Here is a 23,169-nt window from a genome sequence, read left to right on the forward strand (position 1 = left end):
TCAGGGTGTTACTGCGGGCTTAAGGTGATTTCTACGCGACGGTTCTGCGCTTTGCCTTCCGCGGTGCTGTTGCTGGCGATAGGATTCGCCGGGCCCATACCGGAAGTCCGGATGCGGGCAGCGGCCACGCCCTGGGTAATCAGTGAACTGGCTACGGAGTCAGCGCGCTGCTGCGACAGCGTCATGTTCAACTGCTGGCTGCCGGTGCTATCGGTGTAGCCGACCACGTTCACCGCCGTTTTTTCATACTCTTTCAGCACCATTGCCACGCCGGTCAGGGTGTTAGCCCCTGCGGGCTTCAGAGTGGAAGAGGAGCTGTCGAAGGTGACGTTGTTTGGCATGTTCAGCACGATATTGTTGCCGTTACGTGTGACGCTTACGCCGGTTCCCTGCATTTTCTGACGCAGTTTGGCTTCCTGGGCATCCATGTAGTAGCCCACGCCGCCGCCAACGGCTGCACCGGCCGCTGCGCCAATTAACGCCCCTTTACCGCGATCGTGTTTAGAGGAGGCCAGCGCGCCGATACCCGCGCCCACGAGTGTACCGAGGCCTGCACCAATGCCGGTTTTGCTGGCTTCTTGTTCACCGGTATACGGGTTGGTGGTACAGCCGGAAACGGCCAGAGCGCCGCTAACCAGGGCCGCAATCATGAGCATGCGTTTTTTCATCTTATTTCCTTAATCCTTTTTATTCTTTGCCACGGCAGGTGTGGCGGTTGATTATGACGTGCAAAACCGGGGAAAATTCCCGGAAGATTTTGTCTTTTTGTAAAAAACATTGAGCGATGAACAAAACGTCGCCGAACCACCTGCATCAGCTATCCGGGAGCCCGCTTTGCCACATTCATCGACCACGAAAACTATCCTGACTGCCGCCCACTGGGGCCCCATGTGGGTTGAAACCGACGGCGAGCGTGTGCTCTCTTCGCGCGGTGCGCTGGAAACGTCGTTCACCAATTCCCTGCAAAGCGTGGTCCGCGATCAGGTGCACAGTAAAACGCGCGTACGCTACCCGATGGTGCGTAAAGGTTTTCTGGCATCGCCGAGTCGCCCTCAAGGCGTGCGTGGGCAGGATGAATTTGTGCGGGTGAGTTGGGACGAGGCGCTGACGCTGATTGACCAGCAGCACCGACGTATTCGTGAAAGCTATGGGCCGTCGTCCATTTTTGCGGGGTCGTACGGCTGGCGTTCAAACGGCGTATTGCACAAAGCGGCGACGCTGCTTCAGCGCTATATGAGCCTGGCGGGCGGTTATACGGGGCATCTGGGCGATTACTCTACCGGCGCGGCGCAGGCGATCATGCCGCACGTGGTGGGCGGTAACGAGGTCTATCAGCAGCAGACCAGCTGGCCGATGGTGCTGGAGCACGCCGACGTGGTGGTGCTGTGGAGCGCCAACCCAATGAATACGCTGAAAATTGCCTGGAACGCTTCCGATGAGCAGGGATTGCCCTATTTTGAACAGCTGCGAAAAAGCGGTAAACGCCTGATCTGTATCGATCCGATGCGATCGGAAACCGTCGCCTTTTTCGGTGAATCGATGGAGTGGATTGCGCCACATATGGGCACGGACGTGGCGCTGATGCTGGGTATCGCCCATACGCTTTTGAGCAATAGTTGGCACGATACCGACTTTTTATCGCGCTGCACCACCGGGTTCCCGACATTTGCCGATTACCTGCTGGGTAAACATGATGGTGAGGTGAAGTCCGCTGAATGGGCTGCAGCGATTTGTGGCGTTAGCGCAGATAAAATTCGCGATCTAGCCGATATTTTCCGTAAAAATACCACCATGTTAATGTCCGGGTGGGGGATGCAGCGTCAGCAGTTCGGCGAACAGAAGCACTGGATGCTGGTGACGCTCGCCGCCATGCTGGGGCAGATTGGTACGCCGGGCGGCGGCTTTGGCCTCTCTTACCACTTTGCGAACGGCGGTAATCCAACCCGTCGCGCGGCGGTGCTGGCGTCAATGCAGGGCACGGTGAAAGGCGGTGTTGATGCCGTCGATAAAATCCCGGTGGCGCGTATCGTCGAGGCGCTGGAAAACCCTGGAGCGCCGTATCAGCATAACGGGCTGGATCGCCACTTCCCGGATATTCGCTTCGTCTGGTGGGCGGGCGGGGCCAACTTTACCCATCATCAGGATACCAACCGGTTGATTCGCGCCTGGCAAAAACCGGAGCTGGTGGTGATTTCCGAATGTAACTGGACGGCAGCGGCTCGCCACGCCGATATCGTACTGCCCGCGACGACCTCGTTTGAGCGTAACGACCTCACCATGACCGGTGATTACAGTAATCAGCATCTGGTGCCGATGAAGCGAGTGGTGATGCCGCGTGATGAAGCGCGCGATGATTTTGAGGTGTTTGCCGACCTCAGTGAGCGCTGGGAAATCGGCGGGCACGCGCGCTTTACCGAAGGGAAAAGCGATCTTCAATGGCTGGAAACCTTCTACCATATTGCTGGGGAGCGCGGAGCCAGCCAGCAGGTGACGCTGCCACCGTTTGCCGACTTCTGGCAGGCCAACGAATTTATCGAGATGCCGGAGAGCGAACAGAACGCTGCCTTCGTGCGATTTGGCGCGTTTCGCGCTGACCCGCTGGCCAACCCGCTGAAAACACCAAGCGGCAAGATTGAGATCTACTCCGAGCGTATTGCCAGCTTCCAGTATCCTGACTGCCCGCCGCATCCAATGTGGCTGGAACCTGACGAGTGGCACGGCAATGCGCAACCGGGACAGCTTCAACTATTGTCCGCGCATCCGGCGCATCGCCTGCACAGCCAGCTCAACCATACGACGCTGCGTGAGCGCTATGCGGTCGCCGGGCGCGAGCCGTTAACGCTGCACCCGCAGGATGCGCAGGCGCGGCAGATAAACGATGGCGATCTGGTGCGCATCTGGAACCATCGCGGTCAGGTGCTGGCGGGAGCGGTGGTGAGTGAAGACATCAAGCCCGGGGTTATCTGCCTGCACGAAGGGGCGTGGCCGGATTTAGATCTTCAGGCGGATGGCATCTGTAAAAATGGGGCGGTGAATGTCCTCACCAAAGATATCCCCAGCTCGCGGCTGGGGAACGGGTGCGCGGGGAATACGGCGCTGGCCTGGGTCGAAAAATATGCGGGGCCAGCGCTTACGCTAACGGCGTTTGATCCGCCTGCCAATGCATAATCCAGGTAGGGTGCTGAGTCTCGTCCTGCCACGCGCTATCCTGAATGCGAAACCCCTGCGTGTGGTAGAAATTCACCGCCCGGCTGTTTTTCTGATATACCTCCAGGCTGAGCTCGGAGAAGTGCTGTTTCACCACGCTCAGCAGCGCGCTGCCGATTCCGTGGTGGAGCAGCGTCGGCGCGACAAACAGCGCACCGACGAATCTTGCTTCAATCACGCTGACAAAACCCTGTAGCCGTTGTTCATCCTCAAAGATCCAGGTTTCTGCCGCCGGAAGGTAGGTGTCGCGCACGATGGGCAGACTCTCCTGCCAGTACTGGGCGGCGATAAACGGGTGTGCGTAGGTCGTGCTTTCCAGCCAGAGCTCCAGCAGTGGGTCAAACTGGTTAGTGTTCCATTTTCTTATCATGCTGCACTCCAGGATGGCAGATGCAGTGGGTGACGTGGTCGTTGACCAGCCCACAGGCCTGCATAAAGGAATAACAAATCGTGGTGCCAACAAACTTAAAGCCGCGTTTTTTCAGCGCCTTAGATAGTGCATCAGAGGCTGGTGTTGAGGTGGCGATGTCGCTCAGTTCTGCAGCCTGGGTGACGATCGGAACGCCATCAACAAACGACCAGACAAAATCGTTAAACGCTTCGCCGTTGGCTGCCATCGCCAGGAAAGCGCGAGCATTGCCGATAATGGCCTGAATTTTTCCGCGATGGCGTATGATACCGGCATCCAACACCAATCGCTCCACGTCTGCTTCGGTCATCGCAGCGACCTTTACCGGGTCAAAGTGGTGGAACGCGTGGCGATAGTTTTCGCGTTTTTTCAGCACCGTAATCCAGGAGAGCCCGGCCTGCTGTCCTTCCAGACAGATCATTTCAAACAGCTTCTGGTTATCCCTTTGGGGCACGCCCCATTCAGTGTCGTGATACGCGATGTACAGCGGATCCTGACTTACCCAACCGCAGCGTTGCATCTGATTCTCCCTGTTTTTGTTGATGGATCACGCCTGATAATAAAACCCTGCGCTTCACTTGACGCTGATAAGAAAATAGCAATAGTTAGTACAGGGAACTACTCCCTAAAAACATAACAATAATTGCCGAATCTGGCTCTTTAGTGGAGTCAATTAATGATTAATAAGAAATGCAATGGCCTTTGGCGATATGTTGTACCGGCATCGGGCTTGGTGTGGATGTTACTTTCGCCACATGCAAATGCCTGGCAACAGGAATATATCGTGTCTGATGGGCAAAGTAATACTGCCGAGCGCTATACATGGGATAGCGATCACCAACCGCGTTATGACGACATCCTTGCCGAGCGCATTGAAGCGCTGCAGGCGGGGGCCGGAATGAATATGAATTTGCCGGATAACACGCCGCTGGATGCGACCAAAACCATGAGCATTGGCTGGAATTTCCCGCTCACGGAGAGCATGACGATGGGGCCGGTTGCCGCCTGGCACTATGACGGTTCGCCGGGCTACATGTGGAACGAATTCGGCGATACGGTGAACAGCGTTGCGCAGTCCGACGCGCTGTGGCACGCCAGCGTGAGTACGCTGGGCTGGCGCGTTGATTCTCATCCGTGGTTAGGCGTCCGCCCGTGGGCACAGGTGAGCTACAATCAGCAGTTTGGCGAAAACCAGTGGAAGGCGCAGTCCGGGCTTAACCGTACACCAACTGCAACGCAGGATGGCAACTGGGTCGATGTGACTTTGGGGGCTGATATGTTATTAAATTCACATCTCGCCGCCTATGCCGCACTCTCGCAGGCCGATAACATGTCTGCTGGCACCAACTACTCCTACATGATGGGCGTGAGCGCGCGCTTCTGATCTCCGATATTTTTTGAGAAATTCAGCGGCAGGTGATTTTTGGCAATGCCATTCATTCCGCCGCTGATGCATTTCATTCCGCCCTGAATGCACTTCATGCCTTTTAAAACCCGCAAAAATGCTAACTTCGTTATCGTTGGCAGCAGTTAATTTAAGAAGGCATCATCATCATGAACGCTGCAACCAAAAATCATACCCGCTGGCTGACATTATTCGGCACCATTATTACCCAATTCGCATTAGGTTCCGTTTATACCTGGAGCCTGTTTAACAGCGCATTGTCCACTAAGCTGGATGCATCCGTTAGCCAGGTGGCGTTCTCCTTCGGTTTATTAAGTTTAGGTCTGGCGCTCTCTTCTTCCGTAGCTGGTAAATTACAGGAACGCTTCGGCGTAAAACGCGTCACGATGGCTTCCGGTATTCTGTTGGGTATTGGCTTCTTCATGACTGCTCATGCGAACAATCTGATGATGCTGTGGCTGAGCGCAGGCGTTATTGTTGGTCTGGCGGACGGTGCGGGCTATTTGCTGACGCTATCCAACTGCGTGAAATGGTTCCCGGAACGTAAAGGCCTGATCTCCGCCTTCGCGATTGGTTCATATGGTTTAGGTAGCCTTGGTTTTAAATTCATCGATAGCCAACTGCTGGCAACGGTAGGTCTGGAAAAAACCTTCATGATCTGGGGCGCTATCGTACTGGTGATGATTGTCCTCGGTTCCATGTTGATGACTGATGCGCCGAACCAGAAAGTGACGACCACCAACGGCGTTGTCGCCAACGATTTCACTCTGGCAGAATCCATGCGTAAACCGCAGTACTGGATGCTTGCCGTGATGTTCCTGACCGCCTGCATGAGTGGCCTGTACGTTATCGGTGTGGCGAAAGATATCGCGCAGGGCATGGTGCATCTGGATCTGGCAACCGCAGCGAACGCCGTAACCGTTATCTCCATCGCTAACCTGGGCGGCCGTCTGGTGCTCGGTATCCTGTCCGATAAAATTGCGCGTATCCGCGTTATCACCATTGGTCAGGTTATCTCGTTGGTGGGTATGGCGGCGCTGCTGTTCGCTCCGCTGAATGAAGTGACCTTCTTTGCGGCGATTGCCTGTGTGGCCTTTAACTTTGGCGGCACTATCACTGTCTTCCCGTCACTGGTCAGCGAATTCTTTGGTCTGAATAACCTGGCGAAAAACTACGGCGTGATTTACCTCGGTTTCGGTATCGGTAGTATCTGCGGTTCACTGATTGCGTCGATGTTCGGTGGGTTCTACGTCACCTTCTGCGTCATCTTTGCGCTGCTGATTCTCTCCCTGGCACTGTCCACGACGATTCGTCAGCCAAAAACAGAAGTACTGCAGGAAGCTCACGCTTAATTATTACCTTTCCTCTTAAGTTGATTCTGACCAAATATATTGTAAATATTTGGTCAGATCACATTCTCTCCGCATACTTTTCCCCTTTCTTGTTGTCTACTTACCGCGCTTGCATGTGATGCCTTTAATGGCATAACGCATATATTAATTGGTCCGCTAATAATGTGATTTGGCACCAGTTTTTCTTTTTCCCTTTTTTCCAGGGTTTTTTTGAATGCGATATATAAAAGCGATGTCCCAGCAAACACTGAGTGTTCTGCTGGCGGTGTACATCGGTTGGTTTATGAACTTCTCCGTATTGTCCCGTCGGTTTGAGGGGTATTTGCAGGACTTCAGTTTCGAGAAAGGTCTGTTCATCGTTATTGAGCTTGTCGGTACGCTGCTGGTGACCTTCTTCTTATTCCGTGTGCTTTCTATTGGCGGCCGTCGGTTGTGGAAGGTACTGGCATCGCTGGTGGTGCTGATTTCTGCTGGTGCCAGCTATTACATGACCAACCTGAACGTCGTGATTGGCTATGGCATTGTGGCTTCGGTCATGACCACCGATGTCGATCTTTCGAAAGAGGTGGTGGGCTGGCACTTTATCAGTTGGCTGGTGCTGACCAGCATCCTGCCTCTGGCCTTTATCTGGATTAACCAGGCGCGCGATACGCTGCTTTATCAGCTGCGTACGCCGGGGCAGCGCATCCGTGGTATCGCCATTGTGCTGCTGTCGGCGCTGCTGGTGTGGGGGCCAATCCGTCTGATGGAAGTGCATCTGAAGGCGACCGAGCGGCTGTCGCAGGTGGATCTGCCGAGCTATGGTGGCGTCCTGGCGAACTCCTACCTGCCTAGCAATTGGGTGGCGGCACTGGGTCTTTACGGCTGGACGCAGGTTGACGAGTCCACCAGTACTCGCGAGCTGTTGAACCCGACGAAGGAATTCACCTATGTAGCGCCAAAGGATATCGATGACACCTATATGGTATTTATCATCGGCGAAACGACCCGTTGGGACCATATGGGCCTGTTTGGCTATGAGCGTAATACCACGCCGGGGCTGGCAAAAGAGAAAAACCTGGTCGCGTTCCGCGGTTACTCCTGTGATACCGCCACCAAGCTTTCGCTGCGTTGTATGTTTGTCCGCCAGGGCGGAGCAAGCGATAACCCGCAGCGCACGCTGAAAGAGCAGAACGTTTTTGCAGTGCTGCATCAATTGGGCTTCACCGGCGACCTGCTGGCGATGCAGAGTGAGCTGTGGTTCTACAGCAACACAATGGCAAATAACATTGCGTATCGCGAGCAGATTGGCGCAGAGCCGCGTAACCGTGGCAAGAGCGTGGACGATATGCTGCTGGCCGACGAGCTGCAAAACGTGCTCGCCCGTCAAAGCGAGAAGGGCAAACACCTCATTATCATCCATACCAAAGGCTCGCACTTTAACTACACCCAGCGCTACCCGCGCAACTTTGCACAGTGGCAGCCAGAGTGCGTAAATGTGGACGACAAGTGCAGCAAGGCGGAGCTGATTAACTCTTACGACAACTCGATTACCTATATCGATCATTTCCTGGTAAACGTATTTGATCAGCTGCGCGATAAGAAGGCGATTGTTTTCTTTGCTGCGGATCACGGCGAGTCGATTAACGAACACGAACGCCTGCACGGTACGCCGCGTAAGATGGCGCCGCCAGAGCAGTTCCGCGTGCCGATGATGGTCTGGATGTCCGATAAATATCTGCAAAATCCGGACCATGCGAAGTCGTTCGCTTACCTGCAGCAGCAGGCGGCGATGAAGCAGCCGAAGCGTCACGTGGAGCTGTACGATACGATCATGGGCTGTCTGGGTTACACCTCACCAGACGGCGGTATCAATGAGTACAACAACTGGTGCCACGTGCCGGAAACCCCAAAAACGGCGCAGTGAGGCGTTCTTCACCGAACAAAAGGCATGGTTTTAATAAGGGATTGACGACCAAAAAACGCAGCAGTAAGATCTGCTGCGTACGGTGATTGGCGCAGCCTGGTAGCGCACTTCGTTCGGGACGAAGGGGTCGGAGGTTCAAATCCTCTATCACCGACCAGTTTGGAAAGCCTGCTCAACGAGCAGGCTTTTTGCGTTATAACGGCAGGTAGCCATTACGCACCCTCTCCCAATACAAACACTTCCCCTATCTGTTCACAATTTTGTGACATATTCCATTGTATTTTCGTATGCATAGACGAATCTTTTTTTTCGCTGCTTATGACTAAGCTCAGCATTTTCCGCTGTGCGTTTTAACGTTCGCGGCATTAATCGCTCAGATTATCATCATATCGAAATAAATTTTTCACATAACGGCTAAATGTTAATCGCTGAATGTTGCAAAGTATTAAGTGGATTACTCTGCCTTCTTGGCCATAGCACAAATTTCTCTGCTGAAAATAGTGCTTCGGGGTTTTTTTAATCTTTGCCCATCCATTCTCACCTTCAATACAAATCCCGGTTAACTGTATTGACGTTTTCACATTCTGTTGACAGATTGTAGGGCATGAGGGGCATTTCATGGAGAATCCGCACTGCAACTCAGATGTTCCAGTGAAAGGAATCCCTCGCCTCTATATGCATCGACCCAGCCGGTTCAAAAATAAATAAGGTCAGGCGGTGTAACCCAATGCAAAGGGTAAAAACAACACATATCACATTGGAGCAGAATAATGAGTATTTCCTTGAAGAAGTCAGGGATGCTGAAGCTGGGTCTCAGCCTGGTCGCTATGACCGTTGCAGCCAGCGTACAGGCAAAAACCCTGGTTTATTGTTCAGAAGGCTCGCCGGAAGGCTTTAACCCACAGCTCTTTACGTCTGGTACCACCTATGATGCCAGCTCCGTACCCATCTATAACCGTCTGGTTGAATTCAAAACCGGTACCACGGAAGTGATTCCAGGTCTGGCTGAGAAGTGGGACATCAGCCCGGACGGCAAAACCTACACCTTCCACCTGCGTCAGGGCGTGAAGTGGCAGGATAATAAAGATTTCAAACCAACGCGTGACGTGAACGCCGACGATATCGTCTTCTCCTTCGACCGTCAGAAAAACGCGCAGAACCCGTACCACAAAGTCTCTGGCGGCAGCTATGAATACTTTGAAGGCATGGGCCTGCAAGACCTGATTAGCGAAGTGAAAAAAGTCGACGATCATACCGTTCAGTTCGTGCTGACTCGCCCGGAAGCGCCGTTCCTGGCCGACCTGGCGATGGACTTCGCGTCTATTCTGTCAAAAGAATATGCTGACAACATGCTGAAAGCCGGCACGCCGGAGAAAGTCGACCTGAACCCAATCGGTACTGGTCCTTTCCAGCTGGTTCAGTACCAGAAAGACTCCCGTATTCTGTACAAAGCCTTCCCGGGCTACTGGGGCACCAAGCCGCAGATCGATCGCCTGGTCTTCTCCATCACGCCTGACGCTTCCGTGCGTTACGCCAAGCTGCAGAAGAATGAGTGCCAGGTTATGCCGTACCCGAACCCGGCTGACATCGCGCGCATGAAAGAAGACAAGAGCATCAACCTGATGGAACAGGCTGGCCTGAACGTGGGTTACCTCTCCTTCAACACCGAGAAAAAACCGTTTGATGACGTGAAAGTGCGTCAGGCGCTGACCTACGCGGTCAACAAAGAAGCGATCATCAAAGCTGTTTATCAGGGTGCAGGCGTTGCGGCTAAGAACCTGATCCCGCCAACCATGTGGGGCTATAACGACGACGTCAAAGACTACAGCTACGATCCGGAAAAAGCCAAGGCGCTGCTGAAAGAAGCGGGCCAGGATAAAGGCTTCACCGTTGAGCTGTGGGCGATGCCGGTACAGCGTCCATATAACCCGAACGCTCGCCGTATGGCTGAGATGATTCAGGCTGACTGGGCGAAGATCGGCGTACAGGCCAAAATCGTGACCTACGAGTGGGGCGAGTACCTCAAGCGTGCGAAAGCCGGTGAGCACCAGGCTGTGATGATGGGCTGGACCGGCGACAACGGGGATCCGGATAACTTCTTCGCGACGCTGTTTAGCTGCGCGGCGGCGAAAGACGGTTCCAACTACTCTCGCTGGTGCTACAAGCCGTTTGAAGATCTGATTCAACCGGCACGTGCTACCGATGACCACAACAAACGCGTTGAACTGTACAAACAGGCTCAGGTGGTAATGCACGATCAGGCTCCAGCGCTGATCATCGCTCACTCCACCGTATACGAGCCGGTGCGTAAAGAAGTCAAAGGCTACGTGGTTGACCCATTAGGTAAGCACCACTTCGACAACGTATCTATCGAATAATAAAGACGATGCCTTAACCGGCAGCGCAACGCTTCCTGCCCCCCTTGGGGTGGGAAGCTGCGCCGTATCTGCGCCTTTCGCATTAAGAAGGTGGCAGATTTGTGAGCAATACAGACGACCTGTGACCAGGCGGGCCGTCATTAGAGAGAATCAGGGTTATGTTGCAGTTCATCCTCAAACGCTTGGGTCTGGTGATCCCGACGTTTATCGGTATCACCCTCCTCACGTTTGCCTTCGTGCATATGATCCCCGGCGATCCGGTGATGATTATGGCGGGCGAGCGTGGTATTTCCCCTGAGCGCCATGCCCAGCTTCTGGCTGAACTCGGCCTGGATAAGCCAATGTGGCAACAGTACCTCCACTATATCTGGGGCGTACTGCACGGCGACTTAGGTATTTCATTGAAAAGCCGACTCCCGGTGTGGGACGAGTTCGTGCCGCGTTTTAAAGCGACGCTGGAGCTCGGTATCTGCGCCATGATTTTCGCCATCGCCGTGGGCATCCCGGTGGGCGTGCTGGCCGCGGTTAAACGCGGTTCCATCTTCGATCATACCGCCGTTGGCCTGGCGCTGACCGGCTACTCCATGCCGATTTTCTGGTGGGGCATGATGCTTATCATGCTGGTGTCGGTGCACTGGAACCTGACGCCGGTCTCCGGACGCGTCAGCGATATGGTGTTCCTTGACGACTCCAACCCGCTGACCGGCTTTATGCTGATTGATACCGCCATCTGGGGCGACCCGGGCAACTTTATCGATGCGCTGGCGCACATGATTTTGCCGGCCATTGTGCTCGGGACTATTCCGCTGGCGGTGATCGTGCGTATGACCCGTTCCTCCATGCTGGAAGTGCTGGGTGAAGACTATATCCGTACCGCGCGTGCCAAGGGGTTAACCCGCATGCGTGTCATCATTGTTCACGCCCTGCGTAACGCCATGCTGCCGGTGGTGACCGTTATCGGCCTGCAGGTGGGGACGCTGCTGGCGGGTGCGATTCTGACGGAAACCATCTTCTCCTGGCCGGGTCTCGGACGCTGGCTGATTGACGCGCTGCAACGCCGTGACTATCCGGTAGTGCAGGGTGGGGTGCTGCTGGTGGCGACGATGATTATCCTCGTCAACCTGCTGGTTGACCTGCTGTACGGCGTGGTGAACCCGCGCATTCGTCATAAGAAGTAAGGGGCCATCATGTCACAAGTTACTGAGAATAAAGCACCGGTGCCGATGACCCCGTTCCAGGAATTCTGGCACTACTTTAAGCGCAATAAAGGCGCGGTTGTCGGCCTGGTTTACGTGGTTATCGTGCTGTTTATCGCTATCTTCGCCAACTGGATTGCGCCGTACAACCCGGCCGATCAGTTCCGCGATACGCTGCTCGCGCCGCCGGCATGGCAGGAAGGTGGCACCTGGGCACATCTGTTTGGTACCGATGATGTGGGCCGCGATGTGCTGTCCCGTCTGATGTACGGTGCGCGCTTGTCGCTGCTGGTCGGCTGTCTGGTCGTTGTGCTGTCGCTGGTAATGGGCATTGTGCTGGGGCTGGTTGCTGGTTACTTCGGCGGCCTCGTCGATAACATCATCATGCGCGTCGTCGATATTATGCTGGCCTTGCCAAGCCTGCTGCTGGCACTGGTGCTGGTGGCTATCTTCGGCCCGTCGATCGGCAACGCCGCGCTGGCGCTGACCTTTGTCGCCTTGCCGCACTACGTCCGTTTAACCCGTGCCGCCGTACTGGTGGAGGTGAACCGCGACTACGTTACCGCTTCCCGCGTGGCGGGTGCCGGGGCGATGCGCCAGATGTTCGTCAATATCTTCCCTAACTGCCTTGCGCCGCTGATTGTTCAGGCATCGCTCGGTTTCTCTAACGCCATTCTCGATATGGCTGCCCTTGGCTTCCTGGGGATGGGCGCACAGCCGCCTACGCCGGAGTGGGGCACCATGCTCTCTGACGTACTGCAATTTGCGCAAAGCGCCTGGTGGGTTGTGACCTTCCCAGGGCTGGCAATTTTGCTGACGGTACTGGCGTTTAACCTGATGGGTGACGGTCTGCGTGACGCGCTCGATCCCAAACTGAAGCAGTAAGGGGACCGAGATGGCGTTATTAAATGTAGATAAATTATCGGTGCACTTCGGCGACGAAGGCACACCGTTCAAAGCCGTAGACCGCGTGAGCTACAGCGTAAATCAGGGTGAAGTGGTTGGCATCGTCGGCGAATCCGGCTCGGGTAAATCCGTTAGCTCGCTGGCGATTATGGGGCTGATTGATTATCCCGGCCGCGTGATGGCGGAAAGCCTGCTGTTTAACGGCCAGGATCTGAAGCGTATTTCTGAGAAAGAGCGTCGCAATCTGGTGGGCGCCGAAGTGGCGATGATCTTCCAGGACCCGATGACCAGCCTTAACCCGTGCTATACCGTCGGCTTCCAGATTATGGAAGCGATTAAGGTGCATCAGGGCGGCAACAAGAGCACCCGCCGTCAGCGAGCCATCGACCTGTTAAATCAGGTGGGGATCCCTGACCCGGCTTCGCGTCTGGACGTGTATCCGCACCAGCTTTCCGGTGGGATGAGCCAGCGCGTGATGATCGCCATGGCGATTGCCTGTCGTCCGAAACTGCTGATTGCCGATGAACCAACGACTGCACTGGATGTAACCATTCAGGCGCAGATCATCGAACTGCTGCTGGAGCTTCAGCAGAAAGAGAACATGGCGCTGATCCTGATCACGCACGATCTGGCGCTGGTGGCCGAAGCTGCGCACAAAATCATCGTGATGTACGCCGGTCAGGTAGTGGAAACGGGCGCTGCGGGCGATATCTTCCGCGCCCCACGTCATCCGTACACCCAGGCGCTGTTGCGCGCGTTGCCGGAGTTTGCTCAGGATAAAGCGCGTCTGGCTTCGCTGCCGGGCGTGGTACCGGGCAAATACGACCGCCCGAACGGCTGCCTGCTGAACCCGCGTTGCCCGTATGCGACGGATAAATGCCGCAGCGTAGAGCCTGAGCTGAATACCGTTGATGGTGCTCGCCAGTCGAAATGTCACTACCCACTCGATGATGCCGGGAGGCCCACACTATGAGTACGCACGAGGCCACCTCGCAGCAGCCGCTGCTGCAGGCAATTGACCTGAAAAAACACTATCCGGTAAAGAAGGGGATGTTCGCCCCGGAACGCCTGGTGAAAGCGCTGGACGGCGTGTCATTTACCCTGGAGCGCGGCAAAACGCTGGCGGTGGTCGGGGAATCCGGCTGCGGTAAATCGACGCTGGGCCGTCTGCTGACGATGATCGAAACGCCGAGCGGCGGTGAGCTTTACTATCAGGGGCAGGATCTGCTCAAACATGATCCGCACGCGCAGAAGCTGCGTCGGCAGAAAATTCAGATTGTGTTCCAGAACCCGTATGGTTCTCTGAACCCGCGTAAAAAAGTGGGACAAATTCTGGAAGAGCCGCTGCAGATTAATACCTCGCTCAGCAAAGAGCAGCGTCGCGACAAAGCGTTGGCGATGATGGCGAAAGTGGGCTTGAAAACCGAGCACTATGACCGCTATCCGCACATGTTCTCCGGCGGCCAGCGTCAGCGTATTGCAATCGCCCGTGGTTTGATGCTTGACCCGGACGTAGTGATTGCCGACGAACCGGTCTCTGCGCTTGACGTTTCCGTGCGCGCGCAGGTGCTGAACCTGATGATGGATTTGCAGCAGGAGCTGGGGCTCTCTTACGTCTTTATCTCCCACGACCTGTCAGTCGTAGAGCATATTGCCGATGAAGTGATGGTGATGTATCTGGGACGTTGCGTGGAGAAAGGGACGAAGGACCAGATCTTCAACAATCCGCGTCACCCGTACACCCAGGCGCTGCTCTCCGCGACGCCGCGTCTGAATCCGGACGATCGCCGCGAGCGCATTAAGCTGACCGGCGAGCTACCAAGCCCGCTGAATCCACCGCCGGGCTGTGCTTTCAACGCCCGCTGCCGCCGTCGCTTTGGCCAGTGCACCCAGCTGCAGCCGCAGCTGAAAGAGTATGGTGGTCAACTGGTAGCGTGCTTCGCGGTCGATCAGGATGAGAATCCAGAGAAAACCGCGTAACAGGATACTCATCAGCTATAGCTATAACAGAGCCGCAGAAATAAAACCCTGCGGCTTTTTTGTATTTGTAGCCCGGGCAAGGCATTTACGCCGCCCCCGGGGCTGCTCGGTGCTAATCTTGGTATCGATTCCCGGCGTCGCTACGCGAGAGGCGGGCGCTATTCTGAAAATGGGGTTAGTGCGGCGAGTTGAAGGGCGGAATACAGTAGTATCGTCGGCAAGCCGGGATTCCCGGTGAGGCGCAATGTTGCGGGGGCTTGATCCCCGGCGGCATAGGTTGCTGGAAAGAGAAAACCCCCGCACGTTGTTTGGTATAAACCGGCAACATAACGGGGGCTATCACTTGACCAGACATCAAGAGAATAGCCGCGAACTGTTGCTATTGCAACCAAGGCGGCTACATGACGCTTGCAGAGCTTGGTGTGCTTTTCTGGCACGATCTGGCAGCTCCGATTGCGGTGGGAATTATCACCAGCGCGATTCTGAGCTGGTGGCGTAACCGGAAATAATACCAACTGACGGGCGTCTGTCCGCCGCAGTGGCAGCATGCGCCCGAACCGGGCCGCAGGGGTAAAATCCTGCGGCCTTTTTCGTTTTTGTAGCCCGGGCAAGGCGTTTACGCCGCCCCGGGACTGCTCGGTGCTGATATTGGTATCAGACCCGGCGTCGCTGTGCTCGGCCGGGCTACGTTCAGTTCGAGTGCAATTCTGAAAATGGAGTTGCTACGGCGAGCTGAAGGGTTGTTTGCGGTAGTATCGTCACCAAGCCGGGTTTCCCGGTGAGGCGCAATGTTGCGGGGGCTTGATCCCCGGCGGCATAGGTTGCTGGAAAGAGAAAACCCCCGCACGTTGTTTGGTATAAACCGGCAACATAACGGGGGCTATCACTTGCCTGAACAACAAGAGAATAGCCGCGAACTGTTGCTATTGCAACCAAGGCGGCTATATGACGCTCGCAGAGCTTGGCGTGCTTTTCTGGCACGATCTGGCAGCTCCGATTGCGGTGGGAATTATCACCAGCGCGATTCTGAGCTGGTGGCGTAACCGGAAATAACGCCCGCTGAGGGGCGTCTGTCCGCCGCAGTGGCAACATGCGCCCGAACCGGGCCGCAGGGGTAAAACCCTGCGGCCTTTTTCGTTTTATTGCGGGTACGGCACCCAGGAACCGCCGTTCAGGCGAACGTACGGTTTGCCCTGGTACTGAACGACGACAGCGTTGGAGTTTTCCGACACCGCGGCAGTCTGCGGCAGGTTGCCGGTGAAGGCCGACCAGTCGACGCTATCTTCGGTAAAGATTTTGCCGTCTACCGCGCGGGCAACCAGTTCGGAAATCGCCAGGTAACTGCTTGGCTGATTGATATCAATGGCGGCGCCCTGATGTGGTGCTTTCATGCCAAAGAATTTAATCGCGGCCGGTACGTGGGTAATCGACGGGCTTGGGATATCGCGCAGGCCGGAGACCTGCATTTTATCGCGCACCATGTTCCGGCACTACGACAACCATCACACGGCGGCCTGACTTCTCAAGCTCGGTAAAGAAAGCATCCAGCTCATCAAACAGCTTCTGCGCGCGGGTCTTGTAGTCCGCCGTTTTGCTCTGCCCCTGGAAGTGGTTACCGTCGTGCAGCGGCAGGATGTTATAGAAGGTTGCCGAGCGGCCACCGGCTGGCATATCCGGTGACTGCAGCCAGCGGTCGAGCACCGCCAGGTCGTCATACACCGGGGAACCATCGAAGGAGAGCAGATTAACTGGCAGCTTGCTTTGATCCATCAGCGGGCTCTGCATGCCGCCGTTCTCACGCACTTCTTTGAGGAAATCGCCGAATACGCCGTTATGGTCAAGCATCAGGTGCTGGGTGAAGCCGAGTTTGGACAGGTTATCAAACAGGTAGCACTGGTTGCCTGCTGGCTGATACAGATTGGTATGCGACGGCTGACCGCAGCTTGCGCGCAGCAGACGAATCGCTGCCGGGCCGCTGTACGATGTTGCCGAGTTGAAGTTGCTAAAGCGAATATCAAAGTGCGACCACAGTGGATGCTGCATCAGGCCTGCCGCTTCGATATCGGAGTTAGCCAGCGAACAGATGTTGATAACCAGCAGGTCAAACGGCTGCGCATCCTCCGGCAACTGCGCCGGGAAGGTGGTCGTGCGTTTGCTTTCCGACGCGTAGAAGCTGTTTAACCAGGCGTTCAGGTTATCTGACGTTGGCGCAGCGGTTTGCGCGGGAAGATCGCCGCTTGTTGCCGCGCTCCCCGCAGCAGCGGCTGGGGCCGTGGTGGTTGCAGCGGTCGTGCTGGTTGCTTGCCCGGTTGGCCACAAGCTAAAGGACGGGATTAACGGGCTGAGGTTAACCCATACCATGGCGGCAACCACAAAAACGGTAATACGGATCCATTGATTTAAGAACAGCCAGGCGACCACGAGCACGAAGAACGCGCCGACCATCTGCCAGTTAATAAAGCGGGTGACGAGATCCCAGATGTAATCTGCGCTAAAGCCTGCAATCTGCGAACCCTGGCTCATAATGCTTTCCGGTCCTGGCAGCCAGGTATCGTGCCAGAACAGCGCAAGGCCGAGCGGGATGGCAATCCAGTGGCGCCAACGGTGCAGCCGGTTGTTCGGCAACGGGAAGAGCAGGAAGGCCATGAACACCAGATTCATCATGGGATGGAAATTGAGGTACCCCGCCCACAGCAGGCCAAATTTGACCAGGAAATAGAGGTTCCAGCCAGACAGGCCCCGCCAGTAGTGCCAAAGCGGAGAAGGAGTAACGGCGGCGTTTTTCGTCGAATTAGTCATTTTTTGATTTTGCCCTGACGGCCTGGTCCCGGCGTAACACGCCGACGGGTTTAACAAAGCGCGGTTTTAGAAACATCAGACGGAACGCGTTCTCAATGCGGCGCTGGTGATGACGCGCCAGATAGCCCAGCGGGAAAAAGATCAGCGCGCAGAGAATCACGAGTTGAATAATATCGCTTATCGACATCATGACGACGTTCCTTCGGTATCCGTAGACAGGCGGCACGGCTCGGGGTAACGGCGCCAGCTGTTATCTTCATAGGTCGCATTAATCACGTTTTTCGGCTTCGGTGAGATATGCAGCGGCTGGGTCCACAGCTCTGGCTTCACGCTGCGCATATCAATCAACTCGGCGGAAATCTGTTTATCTTCAAACCACATCATACGGTTAGAGAAAATATCCCCGGTTGGCAGCGGGAAGATATGATTGAGCGCTTTATCGAGGTCGTTGACGCGACAGAAGGAGAGAAACAGCACCAGGCGGCGATCGGCAATGGTGACGATATCGCCCATACGGTGCGGGCGGCACAGCGTCAGCGCCTGCTCAACTCGCAGCCCAGGGGCGGGTCGTAACGCGACCATCACGCCTTTACTGTCCGCAGGCAGTAGCGTGTTGTTGATAACTTTTTGTACCGCATCGCAGAACACATCCCACTTCTGGTAGCCCTTGAGCTTCAGCGGTTCGGTATTGGCCAGGAGCGTGGCCAAATCTTCCGGCACGTGACGGCTGAACTGCTGCGACTGCACGCTTTCAATTAAGGTCAGGCTGCGTGAGAGCGGCGCGCTGGCAGAGATAACGATGTTGGCTCCGCAGCTTAACAGCAGACGCTCATCAGTGGCACGCAGACTCGGTGTAGTCTCTCGGACGATTATTTTTAACGCACTACCACGCTGCCGGCGCAGCGTGTGAATATATCGGGAAAGCTGCTCTATCTGGCTATTTTGGCTCAGAGAGAATATGACGGTTGCCGCCTGGGCGGTACGTGCAGCATTAAAAACACCGTCGTTGGTGTCAAATAACGTCCAATGCTCTGAAAGCGCCGGTGCACCTTCAAGAATAACGATATTGCTGAGCACTTGTTTTTCGTCACTACGCGGCTGCACATTGGCAACCTCTTCTTGTGCTAAATGCCAGCCGTTGTCATTTTGTTTAATTAACAGCTGTTGGCGGGCGCTCACGCCTTTTTCATTTGACCAGTAAGATATATCCAATAGTTGACTATCACCCTGGTAACGTAAACTTGCCAGGCCAGAAAGGGCACGATATTCACCGAGTAAAACGGAAGTTTGAGCATCAGCATTGTTGCCTGGATTCAGTACCAGAAGCGTACAGCCGTAGTATTTAGCCCATTTTTGCGACTTGTTTACCCAATCATGTATTTTATCGGCGGAAATATTTTTCCAGGCATTGTGAGCGCATAGGAGGATAACGAAATAACCGTTGGGTTCAAGCGTGCGCAGCAGGTCGCGGCGCATAAAGTATAGACTATCCGCGTTATCCTGCATGGTGAACAGCGATATTTTTTTGGGACCAGAATTTCCCTTTAATTCTATGAGGTTATTAGGGTTTTCGCCCATGCTAACCACCGCCACTTTTGCCGCCTCTTGCTGCACGGAGAGCGTCTGGTTGAGCAGGCTAACGGCATCCTCATGACGATCAGTATTAATCCACCACACGCCGCCTGCGGGCATATGGCTCACTTCATCCCAAAGTGACTGGATACCAATAGAAAATATGGGGTTCATCGTGTCCCTCTTATCGACGATAATCCTGCGTATAAGTTTACTAGTGAAAACGGCAGAATAAACCTAATATTGAAATTAAATAGCATCAGATTTAGCATGTATACTCTTCATTATTAGCGTTATCGTCAGGCGATAAGTGAGCCAATCCCCTGAAACCTGCATAACGATGTGGTTGAAATGAATAAATGCAAAACCACTCATCTGCAATCTGAAGTATGACGAGTATAAACGAATTTCATGGAAAGGTTGCCCCTCGAATGATGGGCGCATTTGTACTTTGATTTCAGAGGGAGCAAAAAATGTCAGATAGTGAACCGGTTAAATCAGTTGATTCTCAACTTGGCTACACTTTTCAGAATGATTTTCTCGCACTAAGTCGGGCTTTCTCTCTACCCAATATAGATTACACTGATATTTCCCAGCGTGAAAAATTAGCTGCTGCGTTTAAGCGCTGGCCGCTGCTAGCAGAGTTTGCAGAACAAAAAGCCGAACAAAAATAAGGAAGCCATAATGGCTATTCTGGGATTACAGGGCGTTCGCGGTGGCGTGGGTACGACGTCCATCACGGCGGCATTAGCGTGGTCATTACAGCTGCTCGGGGAGTCGGTGCTGGTCATCGATGCTGGCCCTGACAATATGCTGCGTCTGTCGTTTAACGATGAGATTGGACGGCAGAGTGGCTGGGCGCGCGCGGTGCTGGACGGCAAGGATTGGCGTGATGCAGGCTTACGTTACACTTCACTGATTGATGTTCTGCCGTTTGGCTATCTCCAGCCGGGCGAGCGACAAAATGTGGCCGCGTTGGCGGATAGGCTATCGGACATTGCCGACATTGCTAAAACCCTGGAGCAAGAGGGGCGCTATCAGTGGATCCTGCTGGATCTTCCGCATGGCTTTTACCCCTGGACCGCACCGTTGGTCGAAGCCTGCCATTTTACGTTGACCATTCTTAAACCGGATGCCAACTGTCATATTCGTCTGCATCAACAGCCGCTACCGGCTAATACCCACCTTTTAATCAATGAGCTACGCATGAGCAGCCCGCTGCAGGAAGACCTTTATCAGGTCTGGCTGCAAACCCAGCGCCGCCTGCTGCCGGTGGTGATACATCTGGATGAAGCGATGGCTGAAAGCCTGGCGAGCAAGCAACCGCTGGGTGAATACCGCCATGACTCCCTGGCTGCTGAAGAGATGATTACGCTCGCCAACTGGTGTCTGATGCACTACGCGGGCCATCGTCCGGCTGCGGAGCGCGAAGCATGATACGCCTCGGTCGCTGGATATTCGTTCCGCCGGTCTACGCTCGTCTACGTGCGCGCTATCTGGGCTATCGGAAGGCGGGCTCGTCCTGGCTTTCCGCCACCCTGACCTGCCTGTGGGTGGGGCTGGCGTGGCTCATTCTGCCGCTGGAAAATGCCCGTTGGCAGGCGCTGGCGGACCGTCACGACGAACTGTTCCCGCACATTAATTTCTCGCGGCCACGTCCGCTGGATCCGCTGCGCTTTGCGCTACAGGCGGTCTGGCTCATTGCCACCAAGCCTGCAGAACAACGCAGCGCTCGCTCCTGGCGACCGCTGGCAGGCATCGATCGTCTGCGCGAGCGCTACAACCGCTGGGCCGACGAACTGCCGGGCCGGATGAACGCGCAAACTGGCCATCTTGATGAGAAAAAAGAGCTGGCGCACCTGAATCCAAAGCTGCGCCGCCTGATCCTGGGTGTGGTGCTCACGCTCTCCTTAATTCTGGCGCTGGTCTGCATTACTCAACCGTTTAACCCGCTCTCGCAGTTTGTGTTCCTGATGCTGCTCTGGGGTGTGGCGCTACTGGTGCGGCGCATTCCGGGACGCTTCTCAGCGCTGATGCTTATCGTGCTTTCGCTGACGGTCTCCTGCCGCTACATCTGGTGGCGTTATACCTCAACGCTCAACTGGAACGACCCGGTCAGCCTGGTGTGTGGGCTGATCCTGCTGTTTGCCGAGACCTACGCGTGGATTGTGCTGGTGCTGGGTTACTTCCAGGTGGTCTGGCCGCTGAACCGTCATCCGGTGCCGCTGCCGAAGGATATGAACGAATGGCCTTCGGTCGATATCTTCGTCCCGACCTATAACGAAGATTTGAACGTCGTCAAAAACACCGTTTACGCTTCGCTCGGTATCGACTGGCCAAAAGATAAGATTCAAATCTGGATCCTCGATGACGGCGGCCGCGAAGAGTTTAAGCAGTTTGCCAAAGACGTAGGCGTTCACTACGTGGCGCGTACCACGCATGAACATGCAAAAGCCGGGAACATCAACAACGCGCTGAAGTATGCCAAAGGCGAGTTCGTGTCGATTTTCGACTGCGACCACGTACCGACGCGCTCGTTCCTGCAGATGACCATGGGCTGGTTCCTGAAGGACAAGAAGCTGGCGATGATGCAGACGCCGCACCACTTCTTCTCACCTGACCCGTTTGAACGTAACCTGGGCCGTTTCCGTAAAACGCCGAACGAAGGCACGCTGTTCTACGGGCTGGTGCAGGATGGTAACGACATGTGGGATGCGACCTTCTTTTGCGGCTCCTGCGCCGTGATTCGTCGTAAACCGCTGGATGAAATTGGCGGCATCGCCGTGGAAACCGTAACCGAAGATGCGCACACCTCGCTGCGTCTGCACCGTCGCGGCTACACCTCTGCCTACATGCGTTTACCGCAGGCGGCGGGGCTGGCGACGGAAAGCCTGTCGGCGCATATCGGCCAGCGTATTCGTTGGGCGCGCGGTATGGTGCAGATCTTCCGCATGGATAACCCTCTGTTTGGTAAAGGGCTGAAGCTACCGCAGCGGCTGTGCTACCTCAACGCCATGTTCCACTTCCTGTCGGGCGTACCGCGGCTTATCTTCCTCACCGCGCCGCTGGCTTTCCTGCTGCTGCACGCCTACATCATCTACGCCCCGGCGTTGATGATCGCGCTGTTCGTACTGCCGCACATGATCCACGCCAGCCTGACCAACTCAAAAATTCAGGGCAAATACCGCCACTCCTTCTGGAGTGAAATCTATGAAACGGTGCTCGCGTGGTACATCGCGCCACCGACGATGGTGGCGCTGTTTAACCCACACAAAGGCAAATTCAACGTCACCGCCAAGGGTGGCCTGGTGGAAGAAGAGTACGTCGACTGGGTTATCTCCCGCCCGTATATCTTCCTCGTGCTGCTGAACCTGGTGGGCGTGGCGTTTGGGATCTGGCGCTATATGTACGGCCCGGCGGATGAAACCCTCACCGTGTGGATAAGTCTGGTGTGGGTGTTCTATAACCTGATTATCCTCGGCGGCGCGGTGGCGGTGTCGGTGGAAAGTAAACAGGTGCGTCGTTCGCACCGCGTTGAAATCAAAATGCCGGGGGCGATCTCCCGTGAAGACGGGCATCTCTTCTCCTGTACGGTGCATGACTTCTCTGACGGCGGTGTAGGTATTCGTATCAACGGCGACGCTCAGGTGCTGGAAGAGCAGAAGGTCAACCTGTTGCTCAAACGCGGCCAGCAGGAATATGTCTTCCCGACCCAGGTCGTGCGCGTGCTGGGCAGTGAAGTGGGGCTCAAGCTGTTGCCGATGAGCACCCGTCAACATATCGATTTTGTACAGTGTACGTTTGCGCGTGCGGATACGTGGGCGCTCTGGCAGGACAGCTTCCCGGAAGATAAACCGCTGGAAAGCCTGATGGATATCCTGAAGCTAGGGTTCCGTGGCTATCGCCACCTGGCCGAGTTCGCGCCACCGGTGGCAAAAGAGATTTTCCGGTCGCTCACCATGCTGGTGGCGTGGGTGGCTTCGTTCATTCCGCGCCGTCCAGAGCGTGAGGCGGTAATCGAGCATCCGCTATCGGCTATGGCTCAACAATAATGATGAT

At 55.3% G+C, this 23,169-nt stretch carries 19 protein-coding genes, 1 tRNA gene and 1 pseudogene; 15 read left to right on the forward strand and 6 right to left on the reverse strand.

Annotated features, from left to right (window positions below; all coding sequences use genetic code 11):
• Window positions 1-8: 8 nt before the first annotated feature.
• A complete protein-coding gene (locus V6944_RS04740; protein ID WP_035893103.1) occupies window positions 9-668 on the reverse strand; it encodes an OmpA family lipoprotein in 660 nt (219 codons plus the stop codon).
• Between the two features lie 166 nt (window positions 669-834).
• On the opposite strand from V6944_RS04740, the gene V6944_RS04745 reads away from it, so the two are divergent.
• The gene (locus V6944_RS04745) at window positions 835-3,168 is read left to right on the forward strand and encodes a molybdopterin guanine dinucleotide-containing S/N-oxide reductase (protein WP_333498089.1); all 2,334 of its coding nucleotides are present in this window, start codon (window positions 835-837) and stop codon (window positions 3,166-3,168) included.
• On the opposite strand, the gene V6944_RS04750 is transcribed toward V6944_RS04745, so the two are convergent.
• Both V6944_RS04750 and tag read right to left on the reverse strand, forming a co-directional pair.
• On the reverse strand, window positions 3,131-3,577 hold the full coding sequence (locus V6944_RS04750) for an N-acetyltransferase (RefSeq protein WP_333498090.1): 447 nt from the start codon (window positions 3,575-3,577) through the stop codon (window positions 3,131-3,133). The two genes, V6944_RS04745 and V6944_RS04750, sit on opposite strands and share 38 nt — an antisense overlap.
• Window positions 3,555-4,136: a DNA-3-methyladenine glycosylase I gene (gene tag / locus V6944_RS04755; RefSeq protein ID WP_333498091.1), complete on the reverse strand. Its 582-nt coding sequence runs from the start codon at window positions 4,134-4,136 to the stop codon at window positions 3,555-3,557. Before tag ends, V6944_RS04750 begins: the two co-directional genes overlap by 23 nt.
• Window positions 4,137-4,292: 156 nt before the next feature.
• Between tag and V6944_RS04760 the strand changes: the two genes are divergently transcribed.
• The 11 genes from V6944_RS04760 to V6944_RS04810 all read left to right on the forward strand — a co-directional run bounded on the left by V6944_RS04760 (window position 4,293) and on the right by V6944_RS04810 (window position 15,792).
• The gene (locus tag V6944_RS04760; RefSeq protein ID WP_333498092.1) at window positions 4,293-5,000 is read left to right on the forward strand and encodes an autotransporter outer membrane beta-barrel domain-containing protein; all 708 of its coding nucleotides are present in this window, start codon (window positions 4,293-4,295) and stop codon (window positions 4,998-5,000) included.
• A 170-nt stretch (window positions 5,001-5,170) separates the two neighbouring features.
• The gene (locus tag V6944_RS04765) at window positions 5,171-6,373 is read left to right on the forward strand and encodes an L-lactate MFS transporter (RefSeq protein WP_333498093.1); all 1,203 of its coding nucleotides are present in this window, start codon (window positions 5,171-5,173) and stop codon (window positions 6,371-6,373) included.
• Between the two features lie 214 nt (window positions 6,374-6,587).
• Window positions 6,588-8,279 (forward strand): kdo(2)-lipid A phosphoethanolamine 7''-transferase, encoded by a 1,692-nt coding sequence (eptB, locus tag V6944_RS04770; protein ID WP_333498094.1) that lies wholly within the window; start codon window positions 6,588-6,590, stop codon window positions 8,277-8,279.
• A gap of 80 nt (window positions 8,280-8,359) precedes the next feature.
• Window positions 8,360-8,436, forward strand: a tRNA-Pro gene (locus tag V6944_RS04775).
• Between the two features lie 613 nt (window positions 8,437-9,049).
• Complete coding sequence (gene dppA, locus V6944_RS04780; RefSeq protein ID WP_185667425.1) at window positions 9,050-10,657, forward strand: dipeptide ABC transporter periplasmic-binding protein DppA; 1,608 nt, start codon at window positions 9,050-9,052, stop codon at window positions 10,655-10,657.
• 158 nt (window positions 10,658-10,815) lie between these two features.
• Complete coding sequence (dppB, locus tag V6944_RS04785) at window positions 10,816-11,835, forward strand: dipeptide ABC transporter permease DppB (protein WP_333495491.1); 1,020 nt, start codon at window positions 10,816-10,818, stop codon at window positions 11,833-11,835.
• A 9-nt stretch (window positions 11,836-11,844) separates the two neighbouring features.
• Window positions 11,845-12,738: a dipeptide ABC transporter permease DppC gene (dppC, locus tag V6944_RS04790; RefSeq protein ID WP_185667423.1), complete on the forward strand. Its 894-nt coding sequence runs from the start codon at window positions 11,845-11,847 to the stop codon at window positions 12,736-12,738.
• Window positions 12,739-12,748: 10 nt separating this feature from the next.
• A complete protein-coding gene (gene dppD / locus V6944_RS04795; protein WP_185667422.1) occupies window positions 12,749-13,732 on the forward strand; it encodes a dipeptide ABC transporter ATP-binding protein in 984 nt (327 codons plus the stop codon).
• The gene (gene dppF, locus V6944_RS04800; protein ID WP_333498095.1) at window positions 13,729-14,739 is read left to right on the forward strand and encodes a dipeptide ABC transporter ATP-binding subunit DppF; all 1,011 of its coding nucleotides are present in this window, start codon (window positions 13,729-13,731) and stop codon (window positions 14,737-14,739) included. Before dppD ends, dppF begins: the two co-directional genes overlap by 4 nt.
• A gap of 401 nt (window positions 14,740-15,140) precedes the next feature.
• Window positions 15,141-15,248, forward strand: coding sequence for a type I toxin-antitoxin system toxin Ldr family protein (locus V6944_RS04805; protein WP_115073682.1), 108 nt, complete (start codon window positions 15,141-15,143; stop codon window positions 15,246-15,248).
• 436 nt (window positions 15,249-15,684) lie between these two features.
• Window positions 15,685-15,792, forward strand: coding sequence for a type I toxin-antitoxin system toxin Ldr family protein (locus V6944_RS04810; protein WP_115073682.1), 108 nt, complete (start codon window positions 15,685-15,687; stop codon window positions 15,790-15,792).
• An 86-nt stretch (window positions 15,793-15,878) separates the two neighbouring features.
• On the opposite strand, the pseudogene bcsG reads toward V6944_RS04810, so the two are convergent.
• The 3 genes and pseudogenes from bcsG to bcsE all read right to left on the reverse strand — a co-directional run bounded on the left by bcsG (window position 15,879) and on the right by bcsE (window position 19,284).
• Window positions 15,879-17,538 (reverse strand): annotated as a pseudogene (gene bcsG, locus V6944_RS04815) (cellulose biosynthesis protein BcsG).
• Window positions 17,531-17,728: a cellulose biosynthesis protein BcsF gene (gene bcsF / locus V6944_RS04820; RefSeq protein ID WP_333498096.1), complete on the reverse strand. Its 198-nt coding sequence runs from the start codon at window positions 17,726-17,728 to the stop codon at window positions 17,531-17,533. The pseudogene bcsG and the gene bcsF overlap by 8 nt, the downstream one beginning before the upstream one ends.
• On the reverse strand, window positions 17,725-19,284 hold the full coding sequence (bcsE, locus tag V6944_RS04825) for a cellulose biosynthesis protein BcsE (protein ID WP_333498097.1): 1,560 nt from the start codon (window positions 19,282-19,284) through the stop codon (window positions 17,725-17,727). The genes bcsF and bcsE overlap by 4 nt, the downstream gene beginning before the upstream one ends.
• 299 nt (window positions 19,285-19,583) lie before the next feature.
• On the opposite strand from bcsE, the gene bcsR reads away from it, so the two are divergent.
• From bcsR to bcsA, 3 genes are read left to right on the forward strand one after another with little or no spacing between them, the layout of a single operon-like run.
• Complete coding sequence (bcsR, locus tag V6944_RS04830) at window positions 19,584-19,784, forward strand: cellulose biosynthesis protein BcsR (RefSeq protein ID WP_333498098.1); 201 nt, start codon at window positions 19,584-19,586, stop codon at window positions 19,782-19,784.
• A 10-nt stretch (window positions 19,785-19,794) separates the two neighbouring features.
• Window positions 19,795-20,547: a cellulose biosynthesis protein BcsQ gene (gene bcsQ, locus V6944_RS04835; protein WP_333498099.1), complete on the forward strand. Its 753-nt coding sequence runs from the start codon at window positions 19,795-19,797 to the stop codon at window positions 20,545-20,547.
• A complete protein-coding gene (bcsA, locus tag V6944_RS04840; protein ID WP_333498100.1) occupies window positions 20,544-23,162 on the forward strand; it encodes a UDP-forming cellulose synthase catalytic subunit in 2,619 nt (872 codons plus the stop codon). The genes bcsQ and bcsA overlap by 4 nt, the downstream gene beginning before the upstream one ends.
• Window positions 23,163-23,169: the final 7 nt, after the last annotated feature.

The organism is Kluyvera sp. CHPC 1.2972 (assembly GCF_036759925.1).
Classification (GTDB): Bacteria; Pseudomonadota; Gammaproteobacteria; order Enterobacterales; family Enterobacteriaceae; genus Kluyvera.